The sequence below is a fragment of the Streptomyces sp. NPDC004721 genome (assembly GCF_053601495.1).
This window is the reverse complement of sequence record NZ_JBSGBZ010000016.1, coordinates 135,032-154,465: the sequence shown is the minus strand read 5'-3', so window position 1 is coordinate 154,465 and position 19,434 is coordinate 135,032. Positions and strand designations below refer to the sequence as shown.

Below are 19,434 nucleotides of genomic sequence, written 5' to 3'. Positions count from 1 at the left end.
GCTGCCAATACCGGACCGGGAGTTCCCCGCCCTTCCGGACGGTTGCGCACCGCTGACCAGCCCATATCCACCGGATTGGAGCTGGCAAGAACTCAAGAGGCGTAATGACGCCGGTTCCTCGCGTATACCTTCCCGTCTCGCTCACCGGGCCCGACCCATCCGGCAGTGCTGGGCCGACCCGACTTTGTCGAGGCTGCTCTCGCCCTCCCCGGCGGTCCCCGGTTCAGGCTGCCTCCAGCTTCACCTCGCCGCTACGACGGCGAAGCGACGGTGGTCTTCCACCTCCGTCCGAAACAAGTGAGGTCGACCCGGAGCGCGGTACTGGCCTCACGACCAGCCCGTTTCTCCGGGTCGCCTCCCGAACCCGGCGTGCACCGCTAAGCGCACCGGGCTCTCCACAAGTCCCGTGGATTCGTGTTCACTTCACGCTGTGCTCGGCCACGGTGTCGGGATGCGTGTTCCCCGGTAGTAGTAGCGCTTGGCGCTCACCCGTGCCGGGTCGAACAGCTCCCTCCCGCCCGCGGCGGGCCAGATGCCGTAGCGTTGGCGCAGTACCTTCCAGGGGACCCGCCGGTGCTTGCGCTCCTGCCATCTGACGATCTCCTTCCAGAGGTAGGCCCTCAGATAGCTGAAAGTCGCGTTCGAGCACCCGTACTTGAAGTACGCGGTCCATCCCCGCAGCATCCGATTGAGCTGACGCAGCAGGTCTTCGAGCGGCAGGTTCGTGCTCCGCCGGCAGATCGTCTTCACCTTGGCCATGATGGTCACCAGGGCCTTCTTGGCCGGATAGACGTAGACGTATCGTTTGCCGGTACCTTGCTTCCGGTGACGCTGGATGTGCCAGCCGAGGAAGACAAGGCCCTCGTCGATGTGGGTGATCAGGGTCTTCTCCGGCGACAGGCGCAAGCCCATCGTGGACAGGACCCCGGCGAGTTCTTCCCGCAGGGCTTCGGCGTGCGTCTCGGTGCCTGAAACGAGCAGGCACCAGTCGTCCGCATACCGCACGAGGCGGTAGTTGGGCAGACCCTGACGGCGTCGCTTGGCCCTTCCATACGAGCTGGCTCCTGGCCCGCCCGGGCCCTGGGCGATGTACTCGTCCAGGACCGAGAGAGCCACATTGCTCAGCAACGGGGAAAGAATCGACCCTTGCGGAGTTCCGGCGTCGGTATCCACCAGCGTGCCGTCCTCATCGAGGATGCCCGCCTTGAGAAATGCCTTCACCAAGACCAAGACTCGTTTATCTCCGACGCGTCCACGCACCCGATCCATAAGGGCGGAGTGCGAGATTTCATCGAAGCAGGCTTTGATGTCACCCTCGACCACCCACTCATACGAGCGCGATGCGAAATGATGCACCTCGGCCACTGCGTCATGCGCCCGGCGATTCGGACGGAACCCGTAGGAACACGGGAGGAAATCCGCCTCGAAAACAGGCTCCAACACCAGCTTCAAGGACGCCTGTGCCACCCGGTCACGAATTGTCGCGATCCCCAGATAGCGGACCTTGCCACCAGCCTTGGGAATCGCGCGCCGCCGCGCCGGGAGGGGCCGGAAGGTGCGGGCCTTGAGATCCTCCCGCAGTTCCGCAAGGAACCCCTCCAGCCCACGCACGGACTCGATGTAGTAGGCGGTATCACCGTCCACTCCGGCTGTGCGTGCGCCCTTGTTGTTCCGCACCCGATCCCAGGCAACCAGCAGAAAGCCCGGGTCGGTGACGAGGTTGTACAGATCATCGAACCTGCGATGAGGATCATCACTGGCCCATCGGTGCAGCTTGGTCTGGATCTCCAGTACCCGGCGTTCGGCCTTAAGTAAGGCGTATTCCAGCTCGTCGGTATTCACCAACGACCTCCCGGCATTCCAGCATCCGTACTGCTGACTTGCTGGCCCCCTTCGCCATGCGCGGGCCTCTCGCCCGCTCGGACTACTACGGGGCCTCCGCCCCATCCCGCCCCTTCGACGGACGACGCATCTATCCCACAGACCCGGATGGATTCCGGGCAGCGGGAGCCGTGCGGGATGGTTCCCGTGTTCACGGTGAATCGATCGATCAGTCCGGCACCCAGCTTTGCCCCGGCAGCATCGCCACGGTTACGCCGCAGGCTTTCACCGTGGCCTCCCCACCGACACGCCAAGTCGGCTACGGAGTCAGTCCGCCATATCAGCCGACTGTGCACTGCAACCCGGCCCATATCCACCAGATTTGAGCCGGTGCCACGCTTACGGAGCTTTACCACTGATTCCTCTCGTATGCCCTCTGATCTCGCTCGCCGGACCCAGCCCGTCTGGCAGTTCCAGGCCGTCCCGGCTTTGTCAGCGCTGCTTCCCGCCCTCCCCGGCGCCTCCCGGGTCGGACTGCGCTCAGCTCCCACCAGGCTGCTGCGACAGCCTGGCGAGGAGGTCTCGCACCTCCTTCGATTCACCGCGCCTCACGGCGCACCAGCGCCTCGTGGCGCACTGACACGGTTCTTACCGGCACCCCGTGTTGCTGTGGGCGTCGGGGCGCCCCGGACAACTGCCCGGCCTACGCTCAGCGCTTCCGCCAGTGCTTCCGCTCAGCTCTTTCGCTCACTCAGGACGCAGAACTCGTTGCCCTCCGGGTCGAGGAGGGTCACCCAGTGCTGCTCGTCCTGCACGGTGTCGGCGCGCCGGGCACCGAGGGAGAGCAGCCGGGCGACCTCGGCCTCCTGGTCGTCGGGGCGGAAGTCGGGGTGGAGCCGGTTCTTCGACGTCTTGCCCTCGGGGACAGGCACGAAGAGCAGCCCCGGCATCTGGTCCGGCTCAGGCCGGATCTCGATGATTTCCTCGGATTCGTCGACCACTACCCAGCCGAGAGCCTTGGCCCACCAGCGCCCGAGAGCGACGGGGTCGGCGGAGTCGACGATGATCTGTTCCCATTCCAGTGCCATGGGCCTGAGCATAGACAGGACCGGCGGCCCACCCGTCCCTCCGTCGAGGGGCGGGCCGCCCCGGCGGCCCTGGCTCATCATCTCCCGGCAGTGACAGGAGAGGGAGTGTCGGGTAGCCGGAGCGCGTTACCGCGCCCCGGCCCCCTCAGAACCGGACTTGCCAGTCGTCCCGGCATCCGGCTCAAGCAAGCCCCAAGGGCTCACAGAACCTGCGTAGTTGGACGTCTGTCGATCTTCGCGTGGTGCATTTGATGACAGTCCGCGTGTACGAGGATCAGGTTCCTTTTCTCGTCCGTCCCGCCATTCTTTCGATAGGTGAGGTGGTGCCTATTGAGCCCGCCTCCCCTGAGCCGGACGAGATCCGCTCCCCGGAGGAGCTGTACCCGCCGTCCGTGGACATCGACGAGGGTGAGATCGACGGCGCCCTGGCGCTCATGGACACGTTGGCGCGCGACGACCTCGAAGGCGAAGAGTTCCGCGACACGTACACCGAGGCGCTCCAGGAGATCATCGAGGCCAAGCGCGAGCACCGGGAGCCGCCCGCGGCGACGGAGCCGGAGACCGAGCCCGGGCAGGTGCTGGACCTGATGGCCGCACTGAACGCGTCCGTGCAGAAAGCGAAGGCCTCTCGCGGGGAGGCCGACGTGCACGAGATGCCCGCGCCGAAGAAGAAGGCTGCGAAGAAGCAGCCAGCCAAGAAGACGACGGAGAAGAAGACCGCCGCGAAGAAGTCGGCCCGCAAGCCGCGCAGCGCCTAGACCGGCCACGTCTGTCCCCCGAGGGCCCAGCCCGTAACTGCAGTCACGGGCTGGGTCGGCTCGCCTTCAGGGTCAGAAGCCGCAGTAGCTGGAGGCGCCGTTGTTGGGCAGCAGGGTGTCCTTCACCCACCCGTACGTCTTGTCCGTGCTGTTGTAGAGGTACGTCCAGCCATCGAGGCTTGCATACGCCCGCGTGTAGCAGTAGTAGACGAGGGTGTCCTGATTGTCGGCCCACCCCGTGACAGGGCAGCTTGTGCTGGAGCCGGAGCGCATGTTGGCGGCGACGCCCGCCGGCATCCTCACGGTCTTGTTGGTCAGGTTCGTACCCTTCGCGCCGCAAGGGGCGTTAGCTGCGGCAGGCGCAGCCGTGGCCACGACCAGACCTGCCGGCCCGGCAAGTACCCCTACCGCCAGCGCCGCCAACTTCGCGCGGTGTGCTGCTCGCATGTTTCCCCTCCCCAATGAGCCCACGTGCCCATGACGTAGGCATGAGCAGAAGCATGTAGGGGCGATATCCTGCCCGGAAGAAGAGTTATGAGCCATCCGCGATGGAAATGACGCATTCCGCACTTGCCACCGAATCGAAGATGTTGAGCTTCGGACACTGAGACTCCCAAGCCCAAGATCGATCTCATCGACAACCGCTGCCCTGATGTTCCGAAGGCCGTAGATCCCACCCCCGCTGGAACGCGGACTTCTCCTCGTCCTTCGGGAGACGGCGCAGCCACCCCCGCAGATCGTGGGCCGCGCTCCAGTGTTCCTGGGCCCGGCCGGGATCGTCTTTCGACAGCTCGGTCAGGGCAGGAGGTCGTACAGCCGGGAGAGCTGGTTGGCGAGCTGCTCGGTCACGGGGGCGTGGGGCGTGACCGCCCGGTGCGGCAGGCCTCCAACGGGATGTCCCGACGTAATCCCCTCGCTTGATGGCGTCGATAGCAACTTGGACTCTGCGGGCGGCACGCCGAGGGCCCGCCCCCCTTCCGGGAGACGGGCCCTCGCGCCGCGTCTGGGCGTGTCCGACGTCAGCTGCAGGTCCGGTAGTTGTAGCCGGCATTCCGCCATGCGCCATCGCCGTCGACGAACTGGTAGTTGCCGTCTGTGCCACGCTTCATGGAGAAGTTACGGCCCGTGACCCCGGTAGTGGGGTTCCAGCCGTAGTACGTCAGCGTGAGAGACCCGCCGGAAGCAGTACTGCCCGACACGTAACCGATATTGTCGGCCGCATCGCCCCAGGTTGCCTTGCCGGCGCTTCCGTCGACCTTCAAGTTGGCGCCCCACTTGTTGGCGCCCGACTGGTAGTTGGCGGTCGCGGTCTTGGTCTGGCTGCCGAAGATGCCGTCGACGTACGTCTTGGACGAGAGGAAGCCGTTGGCCCACAGGGTCATCTGCCACAGGCAGGTGGCGTTGGAGTACGCGTTCGTGTTCGCGTCCGTGACGCCCTCGTTGTTCCAGTCGTCTTGGAAGAAGTCGGCGCCGTAGACGTAGGCGAGGCCGCTGTAGGTTCCGGACGCAGAAGCCGGTGAAGCGCTGACAGCGAGGATGGTGGCGCTTAGTGCACCGACGGTGCACGCTGCCAGCCTGGCCCTCTTCGTGTGCAGGTTCATGAATCACCTTAGGTTTCGGGCTCCCCCGGAGCCGAGTTCATGGTTGGACAGACGAAAAGCGGCGCTAAGCCCTGGGGTCGCTACGCCCCGGAGCACGCCTGCGCACCGCCCTCTGGGCGCGGCCGGGGTTACGGGCAGCTGCCGTATTTCTGGGCCAGGACGTACGCGGTGGCATCGTTCGCCACCTTGACGTACACCGCGCTCAGCCCGGACCGGTTGTAGTTCGTCGTCCACTGGTTGCCGAGCACGGTGACGAACCGGACCTTGAAGCAGTAGCCGGCGTCGACGCGGAAGGCGTCCCAGTCCTGGCCGGCCGGCGTCTGGCTCCAAGGTTGGATGGTCTTGATCTTGGTGTTGTCGTTCGTCTGCACGCAGTTGGCGCCGCCAGTGCTGCCAGTGCTGCCGCTGCAGGTCGTCCAGTTCTTGTAAGCGACGATCCACGTGGACGACTGGTTCACGGTCTCGGAGCACATGCCGAGCGTGCAGGACTCGCCGGCGGCGGCGGTCTGGACGGGACCGAGGAGTCCGACGGCGGCGGTTGCGAGGCCGATGGTAGCGGCCTTGGCCCATGTGGATCGCATGGTGAGTCGCATGCGTCCCCCCTTGTTTGTTGTGGGCATGGCATCAGAAAGCGAACACTAGTTCGCAAAAGCGAGGTAAAAACCATCCTGACGTGCCCACTATGTCGACGCAAGACCTTTCGACCACCGTCGAAAGGTCGGCAGGAGAGACGCCGCGGGGCGCCAGCCGCGGCCGGCGCCCCGCGCGGTTCTTGGTTCCGCATCACCGCGCCGGCCGTCGTCCGTTCCTCTGCCAGGACGACGCCCTGGACAGGATCGACATGGACCGGGACGTGACCACCCAGTCCTCCTCCCCGACGCGGACCCTCGAAAGAACTTCACCCATGCATCCATTCAACGAGACCCTCGACAGAGTCCAGCCCTATGCTCTGGCCCCCTTCAGGCTCGTCATCGGCCTGCTCTTCGCCTGCCACGGCGCCGCCTCCCTCTTCGGCGTCTTCGGAGGCGTCTACGGCACCAACGGCGGCACCGTCCCCACCGGTGACTGGCCCGGCTGGTACGCGTCCGTCATCCAGCTCATCTGCGGACTCCTGACCGTTGCCGGACTCTTCACCCGCCTCGCCGCGTTCATCGCGTCGGGATCGATGGCCTACGCCTACTTTGTCGTCCACCAGCCCACCGCCCTGCTGCCCCTACAGAACGACGGTGAGTCCTCGGCGTTGTTCTGCTGGGCTTTCCTCCTCCTCGTCTTCACCGGCCCCGGCGCACTCGCGCTCGATCACATAATGACCACCCGTGTCAGGAAGCCGGCCGCGCAAGCCGCCGCTGCGGCATGAGGTAGCCCGCTAGCCATCGCTTTACACAAAGATCCATACACGCCCTCTTCACCCGTGGGCTCGGTGGGTTGCCAGTTCAGGGGGCAGGCGCGCCGTCTTGATGAAGGTGCTCAGCGCCGTGCCCCAGGGCATGGCCCGGGCGAACCCTTCGGCGAGATGAGCGCTTGGCCGCACGGGCTGGGGCAGGTGGCGGTCGCGGGCGAAGCTCGCCCACGACGGGCCTGGCCACCTCGCGGCAGCAACCGGCGGGCCAAACGCGGGCGCCCCCCGCTGTGTTAAACGCTGACCCTACGCACGAACGCCAGCACGGCGTAGACCGCGTCACCGAACTACTCCGGGTGCCGAGCGTGCTTCTTCACATCCGCCTCGGCGTCGTTGCGGGCCTGGCCCCAGCCGATCATGACGCGGGAGCTAGGGCGGTCGCGTTGAGGGCTGGGTGGAGTGCCTTGGCCAGGGTGACGCCGTCGCCGGTGGCCCAGAAGTGCATGTAGAACAGGCGCGGCTGATCGTTCAGCGAGTGGTTGTGCAGTTCGACGATGTCGATGTTGCCCTTGCGCAGCGCCTGGATGACGTTCTGCACTTCGGGGGCGGTCATGACGAAGTCGCCGTTGATGGCGGCCTTGTTGCCGCCCAGGGGCTGGAAGTTGATGCCGGTGGTGATGCCGAGCGCGGGCGGCAGCACGTGGGTGCCGTCGGTGACGGTGTCTTTACGGGGGATGGAGAACTTGTAGATGCCGCCGTCGGCGGTGCCCTTGCGGCCGAGCGCCTTGTCGATGCCGGCGGTGTTCAGGTCGATGGGCGGCTGGGTGGCCGGGGGCGGTGAGGCGGGCGGGATGGCGGTGGCGGCGAGCGCGGACTTCAGGCCCTTGGCCAGGGTGACCGGGTTGCCCATGGCATGGACGTGTGTCCACCAGATCGCCGGGGACTGCTGGAGCAGGTGTTTGTGCAGGGCGGTCTGCTCGATCCCGGCGGCCTGCAGCGCGTCGGTGACCTTGGGCAGTTCGTCCTCGGTGACGACCAGGTCACCCATGAGCATGGTCGCGTCGTGGTACTTGGCGAAGGTCGCATAGCCGCCGAGCGACAGGCCCGGCTTGATGGCGACGCCCTGGGTGGTGACCTTGAGGTCCTTGCGGGGCAGCGGGACGCGGTAGACGGTGTCCTTCATCAGGGTGCCGGTGCGGCCGAGGGCGTCGGCAAGCGGCTTCCAGTCGGCCTCCGTGGTCTTTACGGGCTGCTGCGCCTGGCCGTGGGTGGCGGTCGGGGCCGCGTCCGTCTGCGTACCGCCCCCAGCAGCGCCCTCTGTCGTCGCAGTGCCGCAGCCCGTCAACAGGCCGGAGCCCACTAGCAGAAGGCACGTGGCCGCTGCCCCTGCGACCGGCTTCATAGGCAAACGGGGTGACATGGCCACTCCTCGTCGAGTCCGTCGTCGATGGTGCCTGTGTGGCCAGACAAACCGCTGCCGATGAAACCGGCATGAAGAGCGCCCCCATCGGGGTGACTTCATGACAGCTTCACCCGCGGCCGGGATCGTGGGGGCAAACGGCGCAGCAGAAGCAGAAGGGAGGCGGCATGCGGATCCTGGTGGTCAGGACGAGCCGAAGATATGGGGCCTGCTGCGCCGGGCCCTGCCCGAGGAGGGCTACACCGTCGACACCGCCGCACGATTGGCAGCGCGGCCCCAGCCAGTCGGCCGGAGCGGTTCCGGCCGGTTGGCGGGGTGCCTTCGGAATGGCGCCGCGTGAGCCGTGGCGGGTGTTCGGCAATGTCTGAGGACATGACGCAGAACGCATTGTCGGCTGTGCCGACGCAGGTGCCGCGTGAGCTTGCGGCAGATCGCTCCCCTGCCCCCGCCGGCCCGCCGTCGACGGGGCGGCTGGTCGGCATCGACCTGGCCCGCGGCCTCGCGGTCTTCGGCATGTACTCCGCCCATGTCGGCCCCGACGTGACGGTGGGCGGGCCGGTGGGGTTCCTGCTGGAGACGGCCCGAGGCCGCTCCTCCGCCCTCTTCGCGCTGCTCGCCGGCTTCTCGCTGGTCATCATCACCGGCCGTCCGCACCCCCGGACCGGACGGTCCGGGCGACAGGCGGTGGCCCGGATCGCGATCCGCGCCGCCGTCCTCCTGGTGTTCGGCTACGCCCTGACCGCCCTGGACACCAAGGTTGACGTGATCCTCAGCTTCTACGGGCTGCTCTTCCTGACCGTCCTCCCGCTGTACCGATTGCGGGCCAGAACGCTCGCGCTCATCGCCGGCGCGGGCACACTGATCCTGCCTCAGGTCCTCTACGCGATCCGGAGCTCGGTGGAGGGCGGGAACTGGGCGGACGCGGTCACGGCCAGGGACCCGTTGGCCCGGGTCAGCGGCACGGACGGGATCATCGAACTGTTGTTCACAGGGGAGTATCCGGTCCTCACCTGGATGCCGTTCCTGGTCACGGGCATGGCAGTGGCCAAACTCGATCTCACTCGGCCCGGCATCCGCTCCCGTCTGGCCCTCGCCGGCGGAGCGCTCGCCCTGTTCGGCTACGGCGGCTCCTAGCTGGCCCTGCGCCTGGTCCCGCACGCCCTCACCGCCATCGCGGCCGCCACGGACGGCAGTTCGGCAGCGTCGGGATGGTGGTCCGACACAGTCGGCGAACCCGAGAACCACACCCCGCTCGCCTGGCTGCTGGTGGGCGCGCCGCACAGCCAGACGACCTTCTCGATCCTCGGCAACACGGGTGTCGCCCTCGTAGTGCTGGCCGCGTGTCTGACCGTCGCCGACCGGCTGCCACGGCTCACCCGCCTGGCCACCCCCCTCGCAGCAGTCGGCATGATGGCTCTGACCATCTACGTCCTGCACATCGTCGCCCTCTGGTTCTTCGCCGACGACTGGTACATGGCCGTGATCGAGGCCGAGACCATGAACGCGCTGCCGGTACTCCTCGGCTTCATCGCGACCGCCACGCTCCTGGCGTCCGTTTGGACCTGCCTCTTCCGGCGTGGGCCCCTCGAGAACCTGCTCCACATCGCCACCCAGCCCGCGCGACACGTCAAATAGGGCAGCGCGCACGGGCTGCGCAGCAGGGTCACGGCCCGTCCAGCTCCTCGCCCTTCCGGGACAGCGATTACCGCAATGCTGGCGCGACAGAAAGCAACCATTCCCATACGCTCCGTATGTGATCGGTAGGCGGATCGGGACAGGGATCCCAGGGCGGTCGGGCCATGTCGGCCTGCTGCTGGGGCTTGTTCTGCTGGTTCTCGCCCATCTGGCGGGCACCGTACATGGCTCCTCGTACGGCGGCCCTCATCTGCCCGTCGGGGCCGGAACAGCTGCCTCCACTCATCAGGAAGCCGAAATCAGCCACGGACTCTGCTCGGCTCCGGGGCACGGACACGAGAGTGATGACCACGCTCCAGGGCACCACGACGAGGCCGACGATCACATCGAGCACGCGGCGGACCGGCCCAGGGCCTCCGCCGATGCCACCGTCGACCTCGGATCCGGTCACATCGGTGCGGATGTCGCACCCTCCCCGGTGGCGGGTGCCACGGCCGCGTACGCCGCCTGGGCCAGTCCGCCTCATGCCGCGCGTGCCTCGGACAGCCGCGGCACCCTCACGCTCCACTGCGTCTGGCGCGTCTAGGCGCCGCCCGCACGCCCGACCTCGTCCCAACGCGGTGGCCGAGGCGTGCCCGCGCGCCCATGAACCGCAACGACCGCAGCGCTGGGCGCACACGTCGAGCAGGTTTCGGTCCCACACCCGGAGGGCGGCTGGCAGCGGGCCCGCCGCGACCGTGTCGGTGAACTGCTCGCCCTGACCCCGGGCGCGTACTGCCCGGACCATTACCACAACCCCGACAACAGGGCCGCGTACCGTCCACTGGCCGCGGAGCTCTTCGCCCAGCTCGGCCGCGTCGACGTCCTGGTGGCCGCGGTAGGCACGGGAGGCCATTCGGCCGGCGTCGCGGCGGGACTGCGCGAGTGGTTCCCCGGGCTGCGGCTGATCGGGGTGGACGCGGTCGGATCCACGATCTTCGGCCAGCCCGCGGGCCCTCGTCTCATGCGGGGACTGGGCTCCAGCATCCATCCGTCGAATGTGGACTACGACGCGTTCGCCGAGGTCCACTGGGTGGCCCCGGCCGAGGCGGTGTGGGCCTGCCGCCGGCTCGCCCGCCGGTACCACGTCTCTGGTGGCTGGAGCGTGGGAGCGGTCGCGCTGGTGGCCGGGTGGGCGGCGCGTACGCTGTCCGCCGGCACCCGGATCGCCGCGATCTTCCCGGATGGCCCGCACCGCTACCTGGACACGGTCTACAACGACGCCTGGTGCCAGGAGCACGGGCTCTTCGGTCAGGAGCCACCGCCGGAGCCGGACGAGATCGCTGAGCCGGACGCGTGCGTGGTGACCTCCTGGACACGGTGCAGCCAGGTCCGCGATCCGCTGGGCCGCGAGACGGCGAAGGCGGGTGTCCGATGAGGCGGTTGCGGGCCCAGGTGGCCTCCTTCGACCGGCCCGCGCAGCTGCTGATGGTCAACCAGTTCGCCATCAACCTCGGCTTCTACATGCTCATGCCCTATCTGGCCGACCACCTCGCCCACGGCCTCGGACTGGCGGCCTGGGCCGTCGGCCTGGTGCTGGGCGTGCGCAACCTGTCCCAGCAGGGCATGTTCCTCATTGGCGGCACGCTCGCCGACCGCTAGGGCTGCAAGCCGATGATCCTGGCGGGGTGCACGCTGCGGACCGTCGCCTTCGGGCTGCTCGCGGTGGCCGGCAGCCTGCCGGTGCTGGTCCTGGCCTCAGGGCTGACCGGTCTGGCGGGCGCGCTGTTCAACCCGGCCGTACGCGCGTATCTGGCAATGGATGCCGGTGAGGACCGGCGAGTCGAGGCATTCGCCGCCTTCAACGTCTTCTACCAGGCGGGCATCCTCATCGGCCCGCTCGCCGGACTCGCCCTCCTGACCTGGGACTTCGGCGTGGTGTGCGCGGTCGCGGCGCTCATCTTCGGTGCACTGGCCGCCCTGCAGGCCCGCGCCCTGCCCGCCCGTCCGCCGGCCGGCCGCAGCGCGGAACCCGCCTGGCGGGCGGTGCCCGCCGACTGGCGCACCGTCGCGGCCAACCGGCCGTTCCTCCTCTTCGCCGCCGCGATGAGCGGCTCGTACATCCTGGCCTTCCAGGTCTACCTCGCCCTTCCGCTACGCGCCCGTGAACTCTTCGGCGAGCACACAGGGCTGGTGACCGGCGCGGTCTTCGCCGTCTCGGCGCTGGCCGCGCTGTCGGGGCAGCTGAAGCTGACCGCGTGGGCGAAGCGGAACCTGTCCGGTCCGCGGGCGATCGTGTACGGGCTGGTGCTGATGGGAGCGGCGTTCCTGCCGCTGCTGCCCCGGTCGTACGAGGCTGTGGCCGGAGTGGGTGCGCTGACCCTGTGCGCCGCGCTGTTGGCCTGGGGCGGGGCGCTCCTCTATCCCTTCGAGATGGACACCGTCGTACGACTCTCCGGCGACCGGCTGGTGGCCACGTACTACGGCGCCTACAACACGGCTTCAGGTGTCGCCATCTCCCTCGGCAACCTGGCGGTCGGCGCGCTCTTCGACACCGGTGTGCGGTGGCTGCCGTGGGCGGCGCTGGCCGCCACGGGCCTTGCTTGCGCGGGGCTGGTGCTACGACTGCACCAGGCCGGGTACCTCGTGGCGAGGCCGATTGTCGTACCGGGATGAGGCGAGGCGGCCGCTCGGCTCAGAGGGCTCCGGCCACCGTGGCCGGAGCCTCGGCCGGGGCGTCGCGCAGGCCGAGGCGCAGGTGCTCCACGTGGTAGAGGGCCTGCTCCAGCAGCTCGGCGACGTGGTTGTCGTACAGCGCGTAGATGACCGACCGGCCCCGGCGCTCGCCCGTCACCAGCCCAAGGTTGCGCAGCAGGCGCAACTGATGGGAGCAGGCCGACTGCTCCATACCGACGGCGTCGGCCAGCTCGGTCGCCGCGCACGGGCCTTCCTGCAGGCGGGCCAGAATGCGCAGCCGGGAGGGGGTGGCCAGGGCCTGGAGCGTGGCGGCAACGTCGGCGGCGCCGACGGATTCGAGGCGCTCGCGCGCGGTGGCGGTGGTCTTGGCGTCAGCTCCGTGGCCCATGGCTTTCATCCTACGGAGCGGAACCCATGAACGCATGAACGACTCTTCATGTAGTCCTGTACGGTGGGCGTAGCGGCGCCGGCGTTCCGGCTGTCCGCGACCACGTCATGCCCTCGCGAAGGACCTCCGCACCAATGACCTCCACACTCGCGCCCGCCACGGCCGCCGACCGCGCCGCGCTTCCCCACGACGAGGGTGCGCCCCATCGCCGTACCCGGGTCTTCGCGCTCCCCGAGGCGCGCTGGGCAGCTGTGGCCACCGTCTTCTTCCTGCTCGCGCTGCCGCTGCAGCTGACCGGCGCCCCGGCATGGGCGTGGGGCCCGCTGTACGCGCTGACCTATGCGGCCGGCGGCTGGGAGCCGGGCTGGGCGGGTCTGCAGGCACTGCGCGAGAAGACCCTCGACGTCGACCTGCTCATGGTCGTGGCCGCGCTCGGCGCGGCGGCCATCGGGCAGGTGATGGACGGCGCGCTGCTGATCGTCATCTTCGCCACCTCCGGCGCTCTGGAGGCACTGGCCACCGCCCGCACGGCCGACTCCGTGCGCGGGCTGCTCGATCTGGCTCCGCCCACCGCCACCCGCGTCGACGGCGACGGCAGTGAGGAGACCGTCACGGTCAAGGCGCTCACCGTCGGCGACACCATCCTCGTACGGCCCGGTGAACGCATCGGCGTCGACGGCCGAGTGCTCGACGGGGCCAGTGACGTGGACCAGGCGACCATCACCGGCGAACCGCTGCCCGTGGCCAAGGAGAAGGACGACGAAGTCTTCGCCAGCACCCTCAACGGCACCGGTGCGCTGAGGGTTCGGGTCGAGCGCGACGCCTCCGAGACGGTGATCGCCCGCATCGTGCGCATGGTGGAGGAGGCCTCCAAGACCAAGGCACCCACCCAGCTCTTCATCGAGAAGGTCGAGCAGCGTTACTCCCTGGGCATGGTGGCGGCGACTCTCGCTGTGTTCCTGGTGCCGCTCGCCTTCGGCGCGAGCCTCACCGGCTCGCTGCTGCGGGCCATGACCTTCATGATCGTCGCCTCGCCGTGCGCGGTCGTGCTGGCCACCATGCCGCCCCTGCTGTCGGCCATGGCCAACGCCGGGCGGCGCGGCGTGCTGGTGAAGTCGGCGGTGGTGATGGAACGGCTGGGACAGGTCGACGCGGTGGCGTTCGACAAGACCGGCACGCTGACCGAGGGCACCCCCCGGGTGACCGACATCCGCCCAGTGACCGGTTCCGGGCTCGACGCGGGCCAATTGCTGATCCTCGCGGCCGCTGCGGAGCACCCGAGCGAGCATCCGCTGGGGCGGGCCGTCGTGGCTGCGGCGCGTGAGCGCGGGCTCGCCCTGCCGGTGGCGGAGAACTTCGCCTCCACCCCCGGGGTCGGCGTGAGGGCCACCGTCGAGGGGCGCGTGGTCGCCGTCGGAGCCCCGGCCCGGCTGCTCGGCGAGGCCGCAGACACCAACTCGGCGCAGGCCGAGGTGCTCTCCGGTGAGCTGGAGGACAGGGGCCGGACGGCAGTGCTGGTCACGGTGGACGAAGCGCCAGTGGGCATGCTCGGCATCGCCGACCGGCTGCGCCCCGACGCCGCCGCGGCCGTCGCGGCGCTGACCTCCCTGACGGGGACGCCGCCCCTGCTGCTGACCGGCGACAACCCGCGCGCAGCCGCCCACCTCGCCGCCGAGGTCGGCATCGAGGACGTACGAGCCGGGCTGCTGCCCGATCACAAGGTGACCGCAGTCAGGGAACTGGAAGCCGCCGGCCGCAAGGCGATGGTGGTCGGCGACGGCGTCAACGACGCACCCGCGCTGGCCGCCGCCCACACCGGCGTCGCCATGGGTCGGGCGGGATCCGACCTGGCCCTGGAGACCGCCGACGCGGTCATCGTCCGCGATGAACTCGCCACTGTCCCCACCGTGGTCTCCCTGTCCCGCCGAGCCCGCAGCCTGGTCGTCCAGAACCTCGTCATCGCCGGAGTCTTCATCACCGGCCTGGTCGTCTGGGACCTGGTCGGCCACCTACCTCTGCCGCTCGGCGTCGCGGGCCACGAGGGCTCCACCGTCATCGTCGGCCTCAACGGACTGCGGCTGCTGCGCGAGGCGGCCTGGACGCGGGCCGCCGAGTGAGCCGCCGCAAGGCACCCACGGCGCAGGCGGCGCCCCGGTGCACGGTGACCGTGTGTCGGGGCTGCTGCTGCGGCACGGCCAAGGTCCCCGGTGTCGATCACGCGGCCCAACTCGCCACGCTGAAAGCCGCGCTGAGCCCAATGGCCCAGGTCCGGGCGGTGAACTGCCTCGACGCCTGCGAACAGGCCAACGTCATCGTCGTACAGCCGTCCCCGGCCGGTCGCGCCGCGGGTGGGCGGCCGATCTGGCTCGGACTGGTCAACGACCCCGACGCGACGGACGACATCGTGGCCGGGTCCGGGCTGGCGGTCCGGGGCTCGCCGATCCGCCGGACATCCTCGACCTCTACGAATTCTCTCCGTCCCGGCGCATACGGCGGGCCGTCGAAGACTGAGCGGCTGTTCTGTAGCTTCCGGCTGCCTAGGTGTTCGCGTCCATCCGACACAAGCAGCGTCAGAGCAGGCTGAGGACCATGAGCACTTCGTCACGGTCATCGTCGGGAGCGAGGCGCAGGGCCCCAGGCCAGCGACCGACCTCCTTCCAGCCCAGTCGTCCGTAGAACTGTTCCAGGCCAACTCCACCTCGTGCTGCAAGGTGGAGTTGTTCCAGGCCCATCTCCTCGCGGGCTCCGCCAGGGTCCTTCAGCGGGTCATGCCACGACTCGGTGGGGGCGCGTTCTGCTGCCGGTGCGCAGCGACGCCGGCCTCTGCAGGCGCCGCGCTCTTGCCCGCCGCCTGCCGCTTAGCAGGGTCCAGCGTCGCCGACTGCGAGCGGGCCGCCGCGGTGTTCACCTTCGCCCGCGACGCGGCCGCCTCACCCAGCGGCCGGCGCAGTCGGTGAGGTGGGTGCCGGTGCGCTGGTAGAGCCAGGTCTCGAGGATGTCGACGTTTCCGGCGGTAGCCAGGAGGGCGACGAGGAGGTTCTGGGCGACCTGGCCGGGGGCTGGCCGGTGTTTGGGGTTGCCGATGTCGATCTCGTCGCTTTTGAGCCGCCCGTGGATCCCTTCGTTGTGGGATCCGATGGGCTTGTAGGCGGCGATCCAGGCAGTGGAGAGGTAGGGGATGTCCTGCCGGAACTTGGCGGTCTTGAGATCGCCGGAGGCGTCTGCGGGGACGGTGATGGCGGACTTCCCGCAGACCGGGGGCAGTTGCTCAGCTGGCGGTGGGTCGAGCCATTCCTCGGACGGGATTTGGACGGTGGGCTTGGCAGCCGGGTGAGCCGCGCGCCGGCGGGTGTCGCTGATGTCCAGCACCGCCTGAGGCGGGCCCGCAGCGCGGGGGCCTTGTGGGCGAAGGCGGTCGCGGCGTGCGCAGTTCACGGACGGGGACGGGCCGGCGGCCGGACAGTGCAGACGGACCGAGCCCCGGTCGTCCGGACCCTCCTTCGTCCTGAGGTGGAACGCGGTCCGGGCAGCGATGCGGTCGGTGAGCTGGGAGTTGTCCCGGATCTCGCGGACTGTCTTGTCGTCGGCCCGGTGGGTCGCGTTGGCCAGGGCGGCGGGCATGTGCCGGCAGGTGAGCGTGCCGTCGACCAGGAGGACACCCTGCCAGCTGCCTTGTGTGCCGCGATCGGCAGCCTTGTAGTCGAGGGCCAGGCGGTAACCGAGGCGGCGGACTGGGATCTGGAAGTTCTCCGGCGAGCATCCGGTGTAGGCCCGGTCGGCCGCGCAGGTGCCGACCGGCAGGCCGAGGCCGGACAGGGCCTGGAGCGCGGTGATCGCGTTGCGTCCGGTGCGGACGGTCGGGGTGTCCAGGACCAGGCCGACACACATTTGGGGGTAGCCGGTGGGGTCTCCGGCTTCCTGGCCGGGCGGGCGGCGGTGGGCGGCGACGACGAAGGTCGCGCTGTAACCGAAATTCCCTTTGTCCGATCCGCCGCTGTAGTGCCAGCCGGCGGTGATCTCCACCGACGCGGTCCCGTTGCGGTCGCTGTCCGGGTGGGCCAGCACCGGGATCGCCGTGGCGTCGACACCGACGTCCCCGCGCCAGCCCCGCAGATGCCCACGCTCCTGGGCCATACGGACCGGGGCCAGGACGAGCTGGTTCGCCAAGAGCTGGAGCCGCTCGGCCGCCTCCAGCCCGGCGGGAGAGTTCCAGACGCGTGCGTGGTCGTCGGCGATGTCCTGCGGGAGGCGGGAGCGGCGGTCGCAGCGGGCCGGGTCGAGGACCGTGGTGATCCGGTCGAAGCCACGGTAGAGACGGCGGCTGGCCGCGACGCTCTCCCGCGCGGTCGTGGGCGGGTCTGGATCGATGCCCAACGATGTGCGGGCGTGCGGGCGGAGGCGGAAGTGCAGGATGCGCCATGCTTCGGCGACCGTTGCCCGGCCGGTGAAGTAGGCGGCCAGCAGCAGCCCGGCCAGCACCGTCCGAGGCCGCGGGCGATGTCAGCAGTCTGTGGTTAGAGTTGATTCGACTTCATCTGTCGTCCGGGCACCCTCGGGTCACGGGTGGAACGCGACGGAGCGCGCACGATGACTGCCGAGGACCAGACCGCGGCGCACACGACAACAACGGCTGCCGACCAGGCCGGTGGCGGCTCGACCGGGTCGGCACCGCCCGGCAGGGCGGCGAGCGCCGGACGGTGGCCGGCGACAGCCGTCTTCTTTCTCAACGGGCTCACGCTGTCGACGTACGTCGTCCGGCTCGGATCACTGAAGGACAAGCACCATCTGAGCGACGGCCAACTCGGGCTCATCGGCATGGGCTTTGCCGTGGCGGCCCTCGCCTGCATGCAGGGTGTGGGACTGCTGACGGCACGGGTCGGGACGCGGCCGGTGCTGCGCACCTCACTCCTCGTCATGCCCGTGCTGCTGGCGCTCGTCGGCCTGGTCGGAGGAGCCGTCGAACTCGTGGTGGTCGTCACGGCCCTCGGCGCCGTGCACGGCACCACCGACGCAGCCATGAACACCCATGCCGTCGCGATCGAGCGGCGCCTGGGACGTCCCATCCTCAACGGCTGCCACGCCGCCTGGAGCGTCAGCGCTGTCGTAGCCTCACTCGCCACGGCCGTCCTGGAACGTGCGGGTATCTCGTTCGCCACGCACCTCGTGGCAGCCGCCGCCGTGCTCATGGCCGGGGGCCTGCTGCTGGGGCCACTCCTGGTGGAGACCGACACGGGGGACCGCGCCCGCGCGTCCTCGCCCGAGCCGCGCCGCCTGGGCCTGCGCGGCGGCTGGAGCCGCGAGGTCGTGGCACTCGGCCTGACCGGCACGGCCCTCATGGTCTGCGAAGGCGCCGCCCTCGGCTGGAGCGCGATCTTCCTGCACGACTCCCGGGGCGCGTCGCTCGGTCTTGCGGCCACGGCGGTGACCGCGTACACCGGCGCTCAGGCGGTCGGCCGGGTGATCGGCGACCGCCTGACCTTGCGCTACGGCGCCCCGGTCCTGTTCCGTGCCGGCGGCCTCGTCGCAGCGTGCGGCCTGGCGATGGCGCTTCTTTCGCCGAACCCGGTCGCGGCCATCGGCGGGTTCGCCGTGGCGGGCGCGGGCGCGTCGGTCCTGATCCCGCTGGCCTACAGCGCGGTCGGGCAGGCGAAGGCGGACAGCCCGGAAGCCGCGACGCTGATCTCCCGATTCACCACCTTCACCTACGCGGGGACCCTGCTCGGTCCCGCCGCGATCGGCTGGGCCGCCGAGCTCGCCGGCCTGACCTGGACGCTGGCCGCACTCATCCCCGTGCTGTGCGCTGTCGCACTCCTGAGCCGACTGCCCGGCCGCCCGCAGCACTGAGGTCGCCACCGGAGTCCGCCCCCGCCTGCCTCGGACGATCTTCAGCAGGTTGCATCGTCGCACCTCACTCCTACTCGTACACTCTTCAGCGACACCGGGCGCTGTCGCCGCTGACCGACAAGCGGTGTCAGGACTCACTTACAAAGCCACCGGGTCGGCGACACACGTGCGTCAGAGCCCTTCAGCGGGTCTTGCCGCGCCTGGGGGCGGGCCCGTTCTGCTGCCGGTGCGCAGCGACCCCGGCCTCTACAGGCGCCGCGCTCTTGCCCGCCGCCTGCCGCCTCGTAGGGTCCAGCGTCGCCGACTGTGCGCGGGCCGCCGTGGTGTTCACCTTCGCCCGCGACGCGGCCGCCTCACCCAGCGGCCGGCGCAGCGCATCATTGGTGGCCTCCACCAGCCGTGAGCCCAGCTGCGGCGTGGGCCCCTTCTCCCACGAGGTGTCTCCCATGAGGCGGGTCAGGTGCTCGCGCACTGGCTTGCCCTCGGTCTCCATCTCCGCCATCCGTGCGGCCACCAGGGGCCACTGGCGGTTCGAGAGCATCAGCGTCGCTTCCCGCTCGCGGCCCGGCATCGCTTCCATCACCCAGCGGCCGTTGAGGCTGTTGAGCTTGGCCATCCCGGCGTCGAGGCTGACCTGGAGTCCTTCGAGCGCGTTGTCCGTCAGTCCGGTCAACACCTCGATGCCGCCCGGCGCAGCAACCGGGCGAGGCTTACGACAGGGAGAGCGTTGCCTGATGCAGTACCAGGGCGTGTGTCGAATGTGCTGTTCGCCGACGTGACGCCGTCGGCGAGTGATCCAAAATCACGTGCAACCTGCGCCCACTCATGCTGGGATCATTCGTTATGAATGTTCATTTCCTCAAT

The 19,434-nt window shown here is 69.3% G+C and carries 13 protein-coding genes and 6 pseudogenes; 8 read left to right on the top strand and 11 right to left on the bottom strand.

Annotation, left to right across the window (positions count from 1 at the left end; all coding sequences use genetic code 11):
* Nucleotides 1-423: 423 nt before the first annotated feature.
* The 3 genes and pseudogenes from ltrA to ACWEK3_RS17415 all read right to left on the bottom strand — a co-directional run.
* Complete coding sequence (ltrA, locus tag ACWEK3_RS17425; protein WP_453250022.1) at nucleotides 424-1,842, bottom strand: group II intron reverse transcriptase/maturase; 1,419 nt, start codon at nucleotides 1,840-1,842, stop codon at nucleotides 424-426.
* 713 nt (nucleotides 1,843-2,555) lie between these two features.
* The gene (locus ACWEK3_RS17420) at nucleotides 2,556-2,909 is read right to left on the bottom strand and encodes a VOC family protein (protein ID WP_376653674.1); all 354 of its coding nucleotides are present in this window, start codon (nucleotides 2,907-2,909) and stop codon (nucleotides 2,556-2,558) included.
* Between the two features lie 200 nt (nucleotides 2,910-3,109).
* Nucleotides 3,110-3,196 (bottom strand): annotated as a pseudogene (locus ACWEK3_RS17415) (hypothetical protein); the annotation flags it as partial.
* Between the two features lie 36 nt (nucleotides 3,197-3,232).
* On the opposite strand from ACWEK3_RS17415, the gene ACWEK3_RS17410 reads away from it, so the two are divergent.
* Nucleotides 3,233-3,667 carry a hypothetical protein gene (locus tag ACWEK3_RS17410; protein WP_450546119.1) on the top strand — a complete coding sequence of 145 codons (435 nt, stop codon included), beginning with the start codon at nucleotides 3,233-3,235 and terminating at the stop codon, nucleotides 3,665-3,667.
* Nucleotides 3,668-3,739: 72 nt separating this feature from the next.
* On the opposite strand, the gene ACWEK3_RS17405 is transcribed toward ACWEK3_RS17410, so the two are convergent.
* The 3 genes from ACWEK3_RS17405 to ACWEK3_RS17395 form a co-directional block, all read right to left on the bottom strand.
* On the bottom strand, nucleotides 3,740-3,970 hold the full coding sequence (locus ACWEK3_RS17405) for a hypothetical protein (RefSeq protein ID WP_453250021.1): 231 nt from the start codon (nucleotides 3,968-3,970) through the stop codon (nucleotides 3,740-3,742).
* Between the two features lie 716 nt (nucleotides 3,971-4,686).
* A complete protein-coding gene (locus tag ACWEK3_RS17400; RefSeq protein ID WP_453250020.1) occupies nucleotides 4,687-5,268 on the bottom strand; it encodes a peptidoglycan-binding domain-containing protein in 582 nt (193 codons plus the stop codon).
* Nucleotides 5,269-5,396: 128 nt separating this feature from the next.
* Entirely contained in the window at nucleotides 5,397-5,861 is a 465-nt protein-coding gene (locus tag ACWEK3_RS17395; protein ID WP_453250019.1) for a hypothetical protein, read from the bottom strand.
* Between the two features lie 311 nt (nucleotides 5,862-6,172).
* Between ACWEK3_RS17395 and ACWEK3_RS17390 the strand changes: the two genes are divergently transcribed.
* Complete coding sequence (locus ACWEK3_RS17390; RefSeq protein ID WP_453250018.1) at nucleotides 6,173-6,625, top strand: DoxX family protein; 453 nt, start codon at nucleotides 6,173-6,175, stop codon at nucleotides 6,623-6,625.
* A 397-nt stretch (nucleotides 6,626-7,022) separates the two neighbouring features.
* Here the strand turns inward: ACWEK3_RS17390 and ACWEK3_RS17385 are convergent, their stop codons facing one another.
* Nucleotides 7,023-8,027: a DUF1259 domain-containing protein gene (locus ACWEK3_RS17385; protein WP_453250017.1), complete on the bottom strand. Its 1,005-nt coding sequence runs from the start codon at nucleotides 8,025-8,027 to the stop codon at nucleotides 7,023-7,025.
* A 372-nt stretch (nucleotides 8,028-8,399) separates the two neighbouring features.
* On the opposite strand from ACWEK3_RS17385, the pseudogene ACWEK3_RS17380 reads away from it, so the two are divergent.
* From ACWEK3_RS17380 to ACWEK3_RS17370, 3 pseudogenes are all read left to right on the top strand, one after another.
* A pseudogene (locus ACWEK3_RS17380) lies at nucleotides 8,400-9,662 on the top strand (DUF418 domain-containing protein).
* Between the two features lie 664 nt (nucleotides 9,663-10,326).
* Nucleotides 10,327-11,079 (top strand): annotated as a pseudogene (locus tag ACWEK3_RS17375) (PLP-dependent cysteine synthase family protein); the annotation flags it as partial.
* Nucleotides 11,076-12,317, top strand: a pseudogene (locus tag ACWEK3_RS17370) (MFS transporter). The pseudogenes ACWEK3_RS17375 and ACWEK3_RS17370, both read left to right, overlap by 4 nt.
* Nucleotides 12,318-12,336: 19 nt before the next feature.
* On the opposite strand, the gene ACWEK3_RS17365 reads toward ACWEK3_RS17370, so the two are convergent.
* Entirely contained in the window at nucleotides 12,337-12,726 is a 390-nt protein-coding gene (locus ACWEK3_RS17365) for an ArsR/SmtB family transcription factor (protein ID WP_450546088.1), read from the bottom strand.
* 134 nt (nucleotides 12,727-12,860) lie between these two features.
* Here ACWEK3_RS17365 and ACWEK3_RS17360 point away from each other — a divergent pair, with 134 nt between their 5' ends.
* Together ACWEK3_RS17360 and ACWEK3_RS17355 are read left to right on the top strand one after the other, a co-directional pair.
* A complete protein-coding gene (locus ACWEK3_RS17360) occupies nucleotides 12,861-14,843 on the top strand; it encodes a heavy metal translocating P-type ATPase (RefSeq protein ID WP_453250016.1) in 1,983 nt (660 codons plus the stop codon).
* Nucleotides 14,840-15,237, top strand: a pseudogene (locus tag ACWEK3_RS17355) ((2Fe-2S) ferredoxin domain-containing protein). The gene ACWEK3_RS17360 and the pseudogene ACWEK3_RS17355 overlap by 4 nt, the downstream one beginning before the upstream one ends.
* Nucleotides 15,238-15,296: 59 nt before the next feature.
* Here ACWEK3_RS17355 and ACWEK3_RS17350 read toward each other — a convergent pair.
* Together ACWEK3_RS17350 and ACWEK3_RS17345 are read right to left on the bottom strand one after the other, a co-directional pair.
* Nucleotides 15,297-15,470: pseudogene (locus ACWEK3_RS17350) on the bottom strand (GNAT family N-acetyltransferase); the annotation flags it as partial.
* Nucleotides 15,471-15,630: 160 nt separating this feature from the next.
* A complete protein-coding gene (locus ACWEK3_RS17345) occupies nucleotides 15,631-17,205 on the bottom strand; it encodes a hypothetical protein (RefSeq protein ID WP_453250015.1) in 1,575 nt (524 codons plus the stop codon).
* A 108-nt stretch (nucleotides 17,206-17,313) separates the two neighbouring features.
* Between ACWEK3_RS17345 and ACWEK3_RS17340 the strand changes: the two genes are divergently transcribed.
* Entirely contained in the window at nucleotides 17,314-18,570 is a 1,257-nt protein-coding gene (locus ACWEK3_RS17340) for an MFS transporter (RefSeq protein WP_450546080.1), read from the top strand.
* Nucleotides 18,571-18,751: 181 nt separating this feature from the next.
* Here the strand turns inward: ACWEK3_RS17340 and ACWEK3_RS17335 are convergent, their stop codons facing one another.
* Nucleotides 18,752-19,243 carry a hypothetical protein gene (locus tag ACWEK3_RS17335; protein WP_453250014.1) on the bottom strand — a complete coding sequence of 164 codons (492 nt, stop codon included), beginning with the start codon at nucleotides 19,241-19,243 and terminating at the stop codon, nucleotides 18,752-18,754.
* Between the last annotated feature and the right edge of the window lie 191 nt (nucleotides 19,244-19,434).